This window comes from Thermodesulfovibrionia bacterium (assembly GCA_030646035.1).
GTDB lineage: Bacteria > Nitrospirota > Thermodesulfovibrionia > UBA6902 > UBA6902 > JACQZG01.
In genome coordinates this window covers 48,337-61,766 of record JAUSMY010000010.1, presented here as the reverse complement: position 1 = coordinate 61,766, position 13,430 = coordinate 48,337, and the positions used below count along the sequence as shown (strand labels likewise).

General features: G+C 46.7%; 13 protein-coding genes. 10 read left to right on the top strand and 3 right to left on the bottom strand.

The genetic code is table 11. The features are described 5' to 3' along the window. Window positions 1-3: 3 nt before the first annotated feature. The 4 genes from Q7U10_01255 (at window position 4) to Q7U10_01240 (ending at window position 3,442) form a co-directional block, all read left to right on the top strand. Window positions 4-1,386: an NAD(P)/FAD-dependent oxidoreductase gene (locus Q7U10_01255; protein ID MDO8281245.1), complete on the top strand. Its 1,383-nt coding sequence runs from the start codon at window positions 4-6 to the stop codon at window positions 1,384-1,386. 10 nt (window positions 1,387-1,396) lie between these two features. After that, window positions 1,397-2,044, top strand: coding sequence for a protein-L-isoaspartate(D-aspartate) O-methyltransferase (locus tag Q7U10_01250; GenBank protein ID MDO8281244.1), 648 nt, complete (start codon window positions 1,397-1,399; stop codon window positions 2,042-2,044). Window positions 2,045-2,134: 90 nt separating this feature from the next. Continuing rightward, window positions 2,135-3,049 (top strand): branched-chain amino acid transaminase, encoded by a 915-nt coding sequence (locus Q7U10_01245; GenBank protein MDO8281243.1) that lies wholly within the window; start codon window positions 2,135-2,137, stop codon window positions 3,047-3,049. 69 nt (window positions 3,050-3,118) lie between these two features. Continuing rightward, complete coding sequence (locus Q7U10_01240; GenBank protein ID MDO8281242.1) at window positions 3,119-3,442, top strand: PilZ domain-containing protein; 324 nt, start codon at window positions 3,119-3,121, stop codon at window positions 3,440-3,442. Between the two features lie 4 nt (window positions 3,443-3,446). Here the strand turns inward: Q7U10_01240 and Q7U10_01235 are convergent, their stop codons facing one another. Further along, a complete protein-coding gene (locus Q7U10_01235) occupies window positions 3,447-4,979 on the bottom strand; it encodes a YifB family Mg chelatase-like AAA ATPase (protein ID MDO8281241.1) in 1,533 nt (510 codons plus the stop codon). Between the two features lie 96 nt (window positions 4,980-5,075). Between Q7U10_01235 and truA the strand changes: the two genes are divergently transcribed. Continuing rightward, complete coding sequence (truA, locus tag Q7U10_01230; protein ID MDO8281240.1) at window positions 5,076-5,849, top strand: tRNA pseudouridine(38-40) synthase TruA; 774 nt, start codon at window positions 5,076-5,078, stop codon at window positions 5,847-5,849. 15 nt (window positions 5,850-5,864) lie between these two features. Here truA and Q7U10_01225 read toward each other — a convergent pair whose 3' ends face one another. Both Q7U10_01225 and Q7U10_01220 read right to left on the bottom strand, forming a co-directional pair. Then, complete coding sequence (locus tag Q7U10_01225; protein MDO8281239.1) at window positions 5,865-6,443, bottom strand: rubrerythrin family protein; 579 nt, start codon at window positions 6,441-6,443, stop codon at window positions 5,865-5,867. A gap of 60 nt (window positions 6,444-6,503) precedes the next feature. Next, the gene (locus tag Q7U10_01220) at window positions 6,504-7,877 is read right to left on the bottom strand and encodes a YchF/TatD family DNA exonuclease (protein MDO8281238.1); all 1,374 of its coding nucleotides are present in this window, start codon (window positions 7,875-7,877) and stop codon (window positions 6,504-6,506) included. Between the two features lie 224 nt (window positions 7,878-8,101). On the opposite strand from Q7U10_01220, the gene Q7U10_01215 reads away from it, so the two are divergent. The 5 genes from Q7U10_01215 to ilvC all read left to right on the top strand — a co-directional run bounded on the left by Q7U10_01215 (window position 8,102) and on the right by ilvC (window position 13,404). Then, window positions 8,102-8,320 carry a DUF465 domain-containing protein gene (locus Q7U10_01215; GenBank protein ID MDO8281237.1) on the top strand — a complete coding sequence of 73 codons (219 nt, stop codon included), beginning with the start codon at window positions 8,102-8,104 and terminating at the stop codon, window positions 8,318-8,320. Window positions 8,321-8,426: 106 nt separating this feature from the next. Next, window positions 8,427-10,082 (top strand): dihydroxy-acid dehydratase, encoded by a 1,656-nt coding sequence (gene ilvD / locus Q7U10_01210; protein MDO8281236.1) that lies wholly within the window; start codon window positions 8,427-8,429, stop codon window positions 10,080-10,082. Between the two features lie 24 nt (window positions 10,083-10,106). Beyond that, window positions 10,107-11,849 carry a biosynthetic-type acetolactate synthase large subunit gene (gene ilvB / locus Q7U10_01205; protein MDO8281235.1) on the top strand — a complete coding sequence of 581 codons (1,743 nt, stop codon included), beginning with the start codon at window positions 10,107-10,109 and terminating at the stop codon, window positions 11,847-11,849. A 12-nt stretch (window positions 11,850-11,861) separates the two neighbouring features. Next, entirely contained in the window at window positions 11,862-12,347 is a 486-nt protein-coding gene (ilvN, locus tag Q7U10_01200) for an acetolactate synthase small subunit (protein ID MDO8281234.1), read from the top strand. Window positions 12,348-12,390: 43 nt separating this feature from the next. Next, on the top strand, window positions 12,391-13,404 hold the full coding sequence (gene ilvC / locus Q7U10_01195) for a ketol-acid reductoisomerase (GenBank protein MDO8281233.1): 1,014 nt from the start codon (window positions 12,391-12,393) through the stop codon (window positions 13,402-13,404). Window positions 13,405-13,430 lie beyond the last annotated feature (26 nt).

Here is a 13,430-nt window from a genome sequence, read left to right as displayed (position 1 = left end):
TTTATGAAAAATTATGATGTAATAATTGTAGGCGCAGGCCCTGCCGGTATCTTTGCCGCGCTTGAACTTGTCTCTTCAGGCAGGGAGATCAATATTCTACTAATTGAAAAGGGCAGGGAACTGGAAAAGAGGATATGTCCTTCAGAAACCAAAGGCGTATTCTGCAATGAATGCCCTCAATGCAGTCTCTTATGCGGTTGGGGAGGAGCAGGCGCATTCAGTGATGGCAAGCTGACTCTGTCAAAGGATACAGGCGGCAACCTTTTGCGATATATTGACAGCCCTGAATTAGATGAACTTCTGAAATATGTAGATGACATATATGTGAAGCACGGCGCTCCGGAAAAGGTTTACGGCAATGATACTGACAAGGTTGAAGAGCTGAGCAGGCTTGCCTCAGCAAACAGCCTCACTCTCATCCCTTCAAAGATACGGCACATAGGCACGGACATGTGTCCTGCTGTTTTGACAAACATGAAGCTCGCGCTGAATTCAAATGTTGATATCATTTTTTCCGAAGATGTCAGTTCGATCCTGTTTGAAAAAGATAAGGTCATCGGGATCAAGACAAAGGGCGGAGATATCTTTCATTCTGATTTTGTGGTTATCGCTCCCGGCAGGGAAGGCGCGCTCTGGCTTGAAGAGCAGGCGAGGGCGATGGGGCTCTCCTTATTGAAAAATCCTGTGGATATAGGCGTGAGGGTAGAACTTCCGGCAGAAGTGCTGAGGCCTTTAACAGAGGTTGTATATGAGCCTAAACTTATCTTTCAATCAAGAAAGTTTAATGACAGGGCAAGGACCTTCTGCGTTAATCCTTACGGCGAGGTGGTAAAGGAGTATGTAAAGGGCATCTGGACAGTGAACGGCCACAGCTATTCAAAGAAGAAGACGGAGAACACGAACTTTGCAATACTTGTAAGCACGAGCTTCACAGAACCTTTTGACGAGCCGCATCTTTACGGAAGGAGCATAGCGTATCTTGCAAACCTTCTCGGCAGGGGGATAATACTTCAGAGGCTTGGTGATCTTCATGCGGGACGGAGATCAAATGTTAAGAGGATAGCACAAGGCCGTGTGAAACCGACTCTTTCAGATGCAACACCGGGAGACTTAAGTTTTGTATTGCCGTACCGGTATGTATCCGACATTCTTGAGATGCTTGAGGCTATGGACAAGATCGCTCCCGGCGTTAACAGTGCTGATACTCTTCTGTATGGTGTGGAGGTGAAGTTCTATTCCAGGCAGATCAAACTTGATTCTAACCTTGAGACAGAGATCAAGAACCTCTTTGCGATAGGTGACGGCGCAGGTGTCAGCAGGGGGCTTATTCAATCTTCCGCATCCGGGGTGATTGCGGCAAGGGAGATTTTGAAAAGGATAGGCTGATCTTATAACAATGTCCGGTGATAAATATTACAGCGAACGTATGTTGATGGTCGAGACACAGCTCAGGCGCAGGGGCATACTGGATGAGCGTGTGCTTTCAGCAATGGAAGAGATACCCAGGCATGTGTTTGTCAGCGATGACCTGAAGTATATGGCGTATGATGACTGCGCCCTTCCGATAGGAGAGAACCAGACCATATCCCAGCCGTATATGGTTGCGCTTATGACAGAGCTGCTTGCACTGAAAGGCGATGAAAAGGTTCTTGAGATAGGAACCGGCTCAGGTTATCAGACCGCTCTCTTGTCAAGGCTCGCATCCAGGGTGTTTTCAGTTGAAAGGATCGAGGCCCTTGCGCTGAGAGCAAAAAAGGTGCTGGATGAACTTAATTACGGTAATGTGAAGATATCCGTCAGTGACGGAACGTTAGGGCTGCCCGAAGAGGCGCCCTACGACGCTATTATCGTTACTGCCGCTGCCCCGGATATCCCGCAGGCTTATATCGGCCAGCTCAAGACAGGCGGCAGGCTTGTGATCCCTGTAGGCAGCCGCTATTCACAGGTGCTTCAGCTTGTTGAAAAGACATCATCAGGCATAACTGTCACAGAATCAACAGGCTGTGTCTTTGTGCCTCTTCTGGGCAAGGACGGCTGGGGATGATGACGTAAATATCGCATTTTTTATTGACAATGAATTTGATTTTATGCAGTATAGATTTTAATTATTTTATCCGCACTTTCAGGAGGAGAAATGTTTAAGGGCCTAAAAAAAATATGGATGGATGGAAAGCTCGTTAACTGGGCTGATGCAAATGTTCACATTTTAACCCACACACTTCATTACGGCATGGGAGCGTTTGAGGGGATCAGGTGCTACAAGACAAAGAACGGGTCAGCCATCTTCAAGCTGCAGGAGCATGTGGACAGGCTCTTTGACTCCTGCCATATATTACAGATCACGCCTCCTTTCACGCCTGATCAGATCAGCAGCGCGATAATCAAGACGATAAAGGCGAACGATCTCAAGGAATGCTATATCCGCCCGCTCGTATATATAGGTTACGGCGTCATGGGCATATACCCAAAGGGCAGCCCTATAAATGTCGCTATCGCCACATGGCCCTGGGGCGCTTATCTCGGAGATGACGGAATAAAGAACGGCATCAGGGTGAAGATAACCTCATTTGCCAGGCTTCATGTAAACATATCCATGACCAAGAGCAAGACCTGCGGTGATTATGTGAACTCCACACTGGCAAAGCGCGAGGCTATCGCAGGCGGTTATGATGAAGCTCTCTTCCTCGATACCAACGGCATGGTCTCTGAAGGCACCGGGCAGAACATCTTTATCGTCAGGGACGGCGAACTTATAACCCCTCCGCTGCCGTCTGTGCTTGAGGGCATTACCAGAAAGAGCATAATGGATATGGCTCGTAAACTTAAGATACCGGTAACAGAGAGAGGCATTACAAGGGATGAGATATACATAGCCGACGAGGCATTTTTCACAGGCACAGCTGCCGAGGTTACGCCTATCAGAGAGGTGGATAACAGGATGATAGGCAGCGGCAAGCCCGGGCCGATAACAAAGAAGCTTCAAAAGCTTTTCTTTAAGATCGTGAAGGGCGAGGAGAAGGCCTACAAGTCCTGGCTTACCTATATTTAAGAAAAAAGATTTGCATCTGTTGTTTTTTTAACGTACTATCTTGAAATATTAAATACTTAATTTAAAGATATGGAAAAAAGAACATTTGAAAGAGTTCCGGTCAAGCTGTCAGCCAGGCTGGTTTATAACGAGGTCTCGTATCCCGGTGTTGTGGTGAACCTTTCCAATAAAGGCGTCTTCATCAGCACAAGGTTAAGAGTTCCTGAAGGCTCTGTTGTTGAGATTGACATGCCGCTAAAGGATAAGGTGCTGATAGCCCCTTTCAAAGTTAAAAGAAACATGTCATCACCTGACTTCAGGGAATACAATGAACTCAACGGCCTCGGCTGTGAGGTCATGAACGTCACCAGTTGTTTTGAAGATTATATAAAAAGTTTGAAGACGACGCATTAGGATTTTAAACAACCTCTCTGTCAAGCGTCCTGTACTGTATCGCCTCTGAGATATGTTCTGCATTTATACCCTCAGACCCTTCGAGGTCAGCTATTGTCCTGCTGACCTTGAGTATCCTTGTGTATGCCCTTGCCGAGAGTCCGAGTTTGTGCATAGCTGCTTCAAGTATGCTTTGAGCGTCTGCCTCAAGCCTGCAATATTTCTTTATCTGCCTTGAAGCCATCATGGAGTTTGAGTAGATATGCTCTTTGTGGAATCTTTCGGTCTGTATCTCTTTTGCCTTTTGAACTCTTGCGCGGATGATATCTGAAGACTCTCCGCAGTATTCGTTTGAAAGTTCCTTGTACGGCACCGCCGGAACTTCTACGTGTATATCGATCCTGTCGAGCAGCGGGCCGGAGACACGCTGCCTGTAACGGTGTATCTGGGACGGGGAGCATGTGCATTGGTGTTTCGGGTCGCCGAGATAACCGCACGGGCACGGGTTCATCGCGCAGACGAGCATTATAGAGGCAGGGTAGGTTATCGAACTGACAGCCCTTGATATCGTGACAGAGGCATCTTCAAGCGGCTGCCTAAGGACCTCAAGGACATTTCTCTTGAACTCTGGAAGCTCGTCAAGAAAGAGCACTCCGTTATGCGCGAGGCTGACCTCTCCGGGTCTTGGCACAGTCCCGCCTCCGACCATTGCGACATCGGATAATGTATGGTGAGGGGAACGGAAGGGGCGGGTGGCAAAGAGCGGCTGCTTTCTCTTCAGTATGCCGACTACGCTGTGTATTCTTGTTGTCTGAAGAGCTTCTTCAAACGTCATGTCAGAGAGTATCGTCGGGATCCTTTTGGCAAGCATCGTCTTTCCGGAGCCGGGAGGGCCGATGAGAAGGATGTTGTGCCCGCCTGCTGCTGATACCTCAAGCGCGCGCTTCACCTGCTCCTGTCCCTTTACATCAGAGAAGTCGTTGATATATACAGAGTTCTCTTTCATTATCTCGGATATGTCTATATCGATCGGTTTTTTATTGTTATTACCATTAAAGAAATCTATCAGCTCAGGCAGGCTTTCAAAGCCGAAGACATCAATGCCTTTTACTACACCTGCCTCTCTCTCATTTTCTCTTGGAATGACCAACCCCTTCAGCTTGTCATCCCTCGCCCTTATCGCCATGGAGAGTGCGCCTTTGACAGGTTTTATCTTTCCGTCAAGAGAGAGCTCGCCGGATATCATATAACCGTTAATGGAATTCTTTTCGATCACACCCTCGGCAACAGCTATGCCTATCGCAATCGGGAGGTCAAAAGCAGAGCCTTCTTTCTTTATGTCGGCCGGCGCAAGGTTAACGGTGATCTGCTTGAGCGGGAAGTTGAAGCCTGTGTTCTTCAGCGCTGACTTCACGCGCTCTTTGCTCTCCTTTACCGCTGCGTCCGGGAGGCCGACGGTTGAAAAATGCGGCAGCCCTCTTGATGTGATATCCACTTCAACATCCACGACATGTGCGTCTATCCCGATCAATGCGGCGCTCAGTATTTTAGAAAGCATCTTTCATCTCCTGACCTGTTATAATGATAAGAAAACATAGTATACTTGTTTAAATAATTCAAGCTAACTTATTAACTTAAAAGATAAAAAGGCTTTATGAGGCATATAAAACTCACGCTTCAGTTTGACGGTTCCGGCTACTCCGGCTGGCAGGTTCAGGAGAAGGACAGGACGATACAGGGAGTTCTTGAGAGCGCGCTTTCTGCCATCACAAAAGAGGTTATCCGTATCACAGGATGCTCAAGGACAGACGCAGGTGTTCACGCGTTAGAGTTTGTGGCATCGTTCAAGACAGACTCAGCAATGAAGCCTGATGAATTTCTCCGGGCTATTAACTCAAACATACCGCAGGACATCAGGGTCATGAATGCTGAAGAGTGTGATGAAAGTTTTCATCCGCGATATGACGCAAAGAGCAAGCGCTATTCATATATCATCTCAACCGCAGTTCCTCAAAATGTATTTCTCAACAGATACGCGTGGCAGATGCCCTTAAGGAATCCATTAGATGTCAATGCTATGAAAGAGGCTTCGAAGGTTTTGATTGGCGAGCATGACTTCTCATCCTTTCGAGCCTCGGGCTGCGGTTCAAAACATCCTGTTAGAAATGTGATGAGCATAGAGATATCAGAAATGCCGTCGATAGATTTCATGACATTCAAGCTCAATATTCCTGTGATCAAGGTCAGTATTGAGGCTAATGCCTTTCTCAGGCACATGGTACGCAATATCGTCGGCACGCTTGTTGATGTAGGGAAGGGCAGGACATCTCCAGCTCAGATGGAAGAGATACTTAATGCCAAAGACAGAAGCGCCGCAGGAAAGACTGCGCCTTCCTGCGGGCTGTTTTTAGAGAATGTCAGGTATTAATTTCCAGGAATATTTTTAATAATTTTCAGCCAGCAATTCGTAATGAGCCTGCGGGTGTTTGCATGCAGGGCATTCTTTGGGCGCGTCAGCAGCTTCAATAACATAGCCGCAGTTTCTGCAGTGCCACTTTGATGCCGAAGGCTTTTTAAAGACGGAATCGCTTCTAAGATTGGCCGCCAGCCTTCTGTATCTTCCCTCATGAAATCTTTCAACAATGGATATCTGTTTGAAAGATTCAGCTACCTCGGGAAAGCCTTCATCCCTTGCAGTCTTTTCAAAATCCGCATAGAGTGTTGTCCACTCCAGATGCTCACCGGCTGCAGCGTGGTCAAGATTCTCAGCCGTGCTCCCGATCTTTCCGGCAGGATAAGCCGCAGTGATCTCCAGGTCTCCGCCTTCAAGATAATTAAAAAAGACCTTTGCATGCTCTTTTTCATTCTCCGCTGTTTCAATAAAGAATGCCGATATCTGTTCGTACCCTTCTTTTTTTGCAGCGCTGGCAAAATATGTGTACCTGTTCCTCGCCTGCGATTCGCCTGCGAAAGCCTTTAACAGATTCTGTTCTGTCTTTGTTCCCTTGATAGATTTAGACATGAAATGATCTCCTTAAACATATTTTGAATTGATTTTATCATACGACAATTAATAGTCAAGCTATCCTACGACATTATAATCTCTTATCCTGATCCCGACCCCCAGATCCTTTGCTATCTTTTCACATTTCTCAATGTCAATGTCCGGGAGTTTGACAACTGTGACGTTCACTTCGGGGATGTATTTCTTTGCTTCTCTGATAAATGAGATCACGCCTTCAAATGAATCTTTGAAGTCAGGTTTGCAGACCTTATCGTATTTCTCCTTATTATCTGCATCAAGACTTATCGACATGCTGTCAACTAAACCTTCAAGTTCAGGCAGGATGTTTCTTTTATGTATCATGTTTCCATGGCCATTGGTATTAATACGGACTCTGCTTCTTTTGCTCTTCAGCCATGTTGAAACTTCCTTTACAATATCCAACCTCATCAACGGCTCACCCAAACCGCAGAAGACGACCTCTTTGTAATGTGATGGATCTCCGATCGCATTTATTACATCTTTTGCAGACGGCTCGTTTTCAAGGTGGAGGTTATGTCCTTTAACAAAACTTGTATGGAACCTGACGCAGAAGCTGCATCTGTTCGTGCATCTGTTTGTGATGTTCAGATAAAGCGAGTCTCTTATCCTGTAAGCAATAGCTCCATTTTTGGGTATAGCCCCGATCTTGAAGAGGCTCTTTGCATTCAGTGTAGTTATCCTTGCGATGTCTTCTAAAGTCACACCTCTTATATCAGCAATCGCCTGTGCCGTGTATCTGACATAGGCAGGCTCGTTCCTCTTTCCCCTCATCGGAACAGGGCTGAGATACGGGGCATCGGTCTCAATAAGGAGGTTTTCATCAGGGATCATCTTAGCGACCTCTCTGAGTTCTTCAGCTTTTTTGAAAGTGACAGGCCCTGCTATTGAGATGTAAAAGCCCATATCAATGACCTTCTTCGCCATATTCACGTCGCCGGAAAAGCAGTGCAAAATGCCGGTAAGGCCTTTAGCATCTTTATTGAGAATGTCCAATGTGTCATCTTCTGCCTCACGGCTGTGAACTGTGATGGGAAGAGAGAGTTCCTTTGCAAGCGCTATCTGCTTTTTGAAGGCTGAAATCTGTATATCTTTAGCAGAGTGCATATAGTGGTAATCAAGGCCTATCTCACCGATAGCAACGACTTTTGGATTCTTAGCCCACTCTTTCAGTTCATTAAAGAGCTTGTCATCAAGCGTCTTTGCGTCATGGGGATGGATGCCTATTGTTGAGTAGATGTGAGGGAACTTGTCTGCAATCGCTAAAGACTTAATATTCCCTTCTCTGTCAGAGCCGATATTAATGATATACCCAACGCCGCTCTCTTTTGCCCTTTTAATGACCTCATCCCTGTCGATATCAAAAGGCTCCATATCGAGATGGCAGTGAGAGTCTATGAGTTCAATATTCATCATGTTTGCCTTAAAAGTGAATAAAAAAGGGCTTAAGGGACCATGGGGTAAAGGATTCAAGTGGATTTTCCTTGGTCACCAGAACCCTTGAATCCTCGTATCCTGAATTCTAACACATTTTATCCCATTGAAATCTAAGGGATTTTATCAAAGCTCAGTTTGAATTATTTTGTAAAATATGATAAATTTCAATTCACCTTTATTTCCATAAGGAGGGTTAACTATTGAAAGAGAGTGAGATAATCAAGGCATTAAGAAGTGAGAGTGAAGAATTCATTAAGTTTGAAAATGAGCACAGGGAGTTAGATTTGATACTTGATGAACTGCAGAAGAAGAAACACCTTACTACTGAAGAAGAGGTCGACAAGAAGACTATGCAGAAGCAGAAGCTCCATTATAAAGACCAGATGGCGCAGATTATAAGCCAGTACAAAGTTAAGTAAAATAGAAAGTTTTCATCAGATTTACGCAGCTGATAATACCCGTCACAATTATGTGGCGGGTTCTGTTATCACATAATGGGATGAAACGCTAAGTAAAAAAAACATTATGAAGAGCGATAAGATAAAAAAAGGATTGGAAAGGGCGCCGCACAGGGCATTGCTGCATGCAACAGGGCTTCCGCGTTCTGAGATGAAGAAGCCTTTTATCGGTGTCGCGACAAGCTTCACCGATATTATCCCGGGGCACTCAGGCATGCGCGACCTTGAGAGGTTCATTGAAAAGGGCGTGCATACCGGCGGAGGTTATCCTTTTTTCTTCGGGATACCAGGCATATGCGACGGCATTGCGATGGGGCATAGCGGAATGCATTACAGCCTCCCTTCCAGAGAGCTTATCGCGGATATGGTTGAGACTGTGGCAGAGGCCCATCAGTTTGACGGGCTAGTGCTTCTGACCAATTGCGACAAGATAACACCCGGCATGCTTATGGCTGCCGCGCGTGTCAATATCCCTTCTATTGTTGTGACTGCAGGGCCGATGTATTCCGGGAACTTGAGAGGCAAGAGGCTTTCAATGGTAAACGATACTTTTGAGGCGGTAGGAAAATATAAAAAGGGGCTTATAAATGATTCGGAACTCAAAGACCTTGAGATGTGCGCCTGCCCGGGGCCGGGTTCCTGTCAGGGTATGTATACAGCCAACACAATGTCCTGTGTTACAGAGTCTCTGGGCATGAGCCTGACAGGATGCGCGACAAGCCTTGCCGTTTCTTCAAAAAAGCGGATGATCGCTTTTCACAGCGGAGAGAGGATCGTCCAGCTGGTAAAGAAGAAGATAACGCCGAGAAAGATAATGACGCTGGATGCCATAAAGAACGCCATCGCGGTTGATATGGCATTAGGCGGTTCTACCAATACCGTTCTGCATATCACTGCGATAGCACATGAAGCAGGTGTTGAACTGCCGCTTGAGCTTTTTGACATTATAAGCAAAAAAACTCCGCATCTGACCAACATGCTTCCGGGCGGAACGGATTACCTTGAAGACCTTGAATATGCAGGCGGCATACCCGCTGTCATGAAGAGGCTCAAGAGCAAGCTGAAAAATACTTTGACTGTTACAGGCACCAAAACATTTGATATCGCAGACAATGCTGAGATTATGGATGCAAAGGTTATCAGGCCTTTTTCCCAGGCTTATCATAAAGAGGGCGGCATAGCTGTACTGAAGGGCAATATCGCACCTGACGGAGCTGTAGTAAAACAGTCCGCGGTCAGTGAGAAGATGATGAAGTTTGAGGGCAGGGCCAAGGTCTTTGATTCTGAAGAGGCAGGCATGAAGGCTATACTCTCAAACAAGATAAAGCCCGGAGATGTGGTTGTCATCAGGTATGAAGGGCCGAAGGGCGGACCCGGAATGAGGGAGATGCTGAGCCCTACCGCCGCGATCGCCGGCATGGGCCTTAGCGATTCAGTCGCGCTCATAACTGACGGCCGTTTTTCAGGAGGTACAAGAGGGCCTTGTATAGGCCATATTTCCCCTGAGGCTATGGAGGGTGGCCCTATTGCTATTGTGAGAGACGGTGATGTAATATCCATAGATATTTTTAAGAGAAAAATTAACATTGAACTTAGTGATGAAGAGATAAAAAACAGGCTCAAGAATCTGAAGCCTTTTAAGCCTAAGATACGCAAAGGCTGGCTTGCCAGATATGCTTCACATGTTACATCGGCAAGCACCGGTGCTGTGATGAAAATCTAAAGATATAATCAAGGTAAAAAACAAATGAAAATGAGCGGCGCGGAAATACTGATCGAATGTCTGAAAAAAGAGGGAGTAAAGCATGTCTTCGGTTATCCCGGAGGTGTGGTCCTCAATATCTTTGACGTTCTTTATGATGAGAAGGATCTGGAACTCATACTTACGAGGCATGAGCAGGCAGCAGTGCATGCTGCTGACGGTTACGCAAGGGTCAGCGGCAAGGTCGGCGTGGCTATCGTCACTTCAGGCCCGGGCGCGACAAACACTGTGACAGGACTTGCCACTGCTTCTATGGACTCGATACCTATCGTGGTCTTTACAGGCCAGGTCCCGACAATGCTTATCGGCAATGACGCGTTTCAGGAAGCGGATATAGTCGGAATAACGAGGCCCTGCACAAAGCATAATTATCTTGTTAAAGATGTAAAGGACCTTGCGCAGACCGTAAGGGAGGCTTTTCATATTGCCTCAACCGGAAGGCCGGGCCCTGTGCTCATAGACCTGCCGAAGGATGTTACTTCAGGCATGTGCGATTTTGTATGGCCTAAAGAAGTGAATATCAGAAGCTACAACCCGAAATATGAGGGCAACAAGTGGCAGATGAAGCAGGCTGCAGAGGAGATCGCAAAGGCAAAGAGGCCTGTAATAATGGCAGGCGGCGGAGTTATACTTTCCGGCGCATCAAAGGAACTTAAGGAACTGGCAGAGCTCACAAAGACACCGGTCACCGTGACGATGATGGGGCTTGGTGGATTTCCAGGGACCAACAATCTCTCAATGGGAATGTTAGGTATGCACGGCACATACTGCGCAAACATGGCTGTTCAGAATGCCGACCTTATCGTCGGCATAGGTGTCAGGTTTGATGACCGTGTAACAGGAAGGACAGCAGACTTTGCTCCAAAGGCAAGGATAGTTCATATAGACATTGACCCTACATCGATAAGAAAGACCACAAGGGTTGACGTTCCTGTTGTGGGAGATATAAAGCAGGTGCTTAAAGAGATAATAAAGAACCTTAAAGAGACAAAAGAGCAATGGGGCGCTGTAAGAAAGTCATGGCTGAAGCAGGTGGATACCTGGAAGAAGGAGAGGCCGCTTGACTATGAACATGACGATAAGATCATAAAGCCGCAGTTTGTTGTTGAGAAAATATATGAACTTACAAATGGCGAGGCTGTGATATGCACAGAGGTCGGCCAGAACCAGATGTGGGCTGCGCAGTTCTATAAATATGACAAGCCCAGAACATGGCTTTCATCAGGCGGGCTCGGCACAATGGGATACGGATTTCCTGCCGCTATAGGCGCGCAGTTTGCAATGCCTAAGGCGACCGTATTTGATATCGCAGGTGACGGGAGCATACAGATGAATATTCAGGAGCTTGCCACCGCAGTCATCAATAAACTGCCGATCAAGGTCGCGATTCTTAACAACCGCTATCTCGGAATGGTAAGGCAGTGGCAGGAACTTTTCTTCAACGAGAGATATTCTCATACGAATCTTGATGTTGTGCCTGACTTTGTAAAGGTTGCCGAGGCATACGGCGCTGTCGGGCTGAGGGCGACAAAACCTGAAGAAGTTGAGCCTGTTCTCAGGGAAGCATTGAAGATAAAGGACAGGCCGGTATTTATGGACTTTGTGGTTGACTGGCATGAGAAGGTCTATCCCATGGTTCCTGCGGGCGCAGCCATAGATGAGATGATATTCGGTGAGAAGAAGGAAAAGAAGCAGAAGTTTGACAGCAGTCAAATAAAGATCGCTTAGGAAGGTCTCGTTATGAAGCACACAATTTCTGTACTTGTAGAAAATAAGTTCGGCGTTCTTTCCAGGGTCTCAGGACTCTTCAGCGGCCGCGGATTCAATATCGAAAGCCTCTCTGTCGGAGAGACGATCGATCCTGATATCTCCAGCATGACGATCATCACACATGGAGATGACCTTATAATAGAGCAGATAACCAAGCAGCTCAATAAGCTTATAGATGTTATCAAGGTCACGGATCTGATGGAGGTCGAGCATGTTGAGAGGGAGATGGTTCTTGTCAAGATCGCTCCGGCAAAGGCTGACAGGCCTGACGCGCTTCGGATAACCGAAATATTCAGGGGAAGGATAATTGATTCAGGCCCGAAGACATTTACCATTGAGATAACCGGAGACGAGAAGAAGATCTCGGCGTTCGTAGAGATGATGAGGCCGTACAATATAAAAGAGTTTGTCCGCACAGGCAAGGTTGCGATAGCAAGAGAAGGCGTTAAAAAATAATCTATGTAGTCAGAAGACTGCTCAATTTCCAGAGGGGGATTTAATGAATATTCATTACGATAAAACTATCAAGAAGGATCTTATAAAAAAGAAGAAGGTCTGTATCATGGGATACGGCAGCCAGGGGCACGCCCATGCAAATAATTTAAAAGAGAGCGGCGTGGACGTTATCATAGGAGTTAGAAAGGGTTCCAGTTTTGAAAAGGCCAAGAAGGCAGGCTTTAAGACAATGGTGCCTGCTGATGCAGCAAAGGTTTCTGATGTGATAATGATCCTTCTTCCTGACGAGAGCCAGGGCGATACATACAGGGATGAGATAGCCCCGAATATCAAAAAGGGTGCATATCTCGCTTTTGCGCATGGTTTTAACATACACTTCAACCAGATAGTTCCTGCTGAAGATATTAACGTATTCATGGTCGCGCCTAAAGGCCCGGGACATCTTGTGAGGGCTGAATATGAAAGAGGCAGCGGCGTGCCCTGCCTTGTTGCGATACATCAGGACCCTTCAAAAAATACGATGGAACTTGCGCTTTCATATGCATCCGCAGTAGGAGGCGGAAGGGCGGGAGTTATTGAAACATCATTCAGGGAAGAGACCGAGACAGACCTCTTCGGGGAGCAGGTTGTATTATGCGGCGGGCTTACATCTCTTATTCAGGCAGGCTACGAGACGCTTGTTGAAGCAGGCTACGCGCCTGAGATGGCATACTTCGAGTGCATGCATGAGGTCAAACTCATTGTTGACCTTCTCTATGAAGGCGGTATCTCAAACATGAGGTATTCGATAAGCAATACAGCCCAGTACGGCGACATCACAAGGGGCCCGCGCGTTATTACCGGCGAGACAAAGAAAGAGATGAAGAGGATCCTTGATGAGATCCAGTCGGGTGTATTTGCGCGCGAGTGGATGCTTGAATGCAAGGCGAACAAGCCTGTCTTTAACGCGCTTACCAGAAGAGGCGAAGAGCACTCTATTGAGAAGGTCGGCGCAAAGCTGAGGGCGATGATGCCGTGGCTCAAAAAGGGCAAGCTTGTAGATAAGTCAAAGGCGTAGCGCCTTGCTTCTCACTATTCAATACC

Coding starts and splice junctions, on each gene's coding strand:
- Q7U10_01255 (MDO8281245.1), top strand. CDS start 4: ATGAAAAATTATGATGTAATAATTGTAGGCGCAGGCCCTGCCGGTATC.
- Q7U10_01250 (MDO8281244.1), top strand. CDS start 1,397: ATGTCCGGTGATAAATATTACAGCGAACGTATGTTGATGGTCGAGACA.
- Q7U10_01245 (MDO8281243.1), top strand. CDS start 2,135: ATGTTTAAGGGCCTAAAAAAAATATGGATGGATGGAAAGCTCGTTAAC.
- Q7U10_01240 (MDO8281242.1), top strand. CDS start 3,119: ATGGAAAAAAGAACATTTGAAAGAGTTCCGGTCAAGCTGTCAGCCAGG.
- Q7U10_01235 (MDO8281241.1), bottom strand. CDS start 4,979: ATGCTTTCTAAAATACTGAGCGCCGCATTGATCGGGATAGACGCACAT.
- truA (MDO8281240.1), top strand. CDS start 5,076: ATGAGGCATATAAAACTCACGCTTCAGTTTGACGGTTCCGGCTACTCC.
- Q7U10_01225 (MDO8281239.1), bottom strand. CDS start 6,443: ATGTCTAAATCTATCAAGGGAACAAAGACAGAACAGAATCTGTTAAAG.
- Q7U10_01220 (MDO8281238.1), bottom strand. CDS start 7,877: ATGAATATTGAACTCATAGACTCTCACTGCCATCTCGATATGGAGCCT.
- ilvD (MDO8281236.1), top strand. CDS start 8,427: ATGAAGAGCGATAAGATAAAAAAAGGATTGGAAAGGGCGCCGCACAGG.
- ilvB (MDO8281235.1), top strand. CDS start 10,107: ATGAAAATGAGCGGCGCGGAAATACTGATCGAATGTCTGAAAAAAGAG.
- ilvN (MDO8281234.1), top strand. CDS start 11,862: ATGAAGCACACAATTTCTGTACTTGTAGAAAATAAGTTCGGCGTTCTT.
- ilvC (MDO8281233.1), top strand. CDS start 12,391: ATGAATATTCATTACGATAAAACTATCAAGAAGGATCTTATAAAAAAG.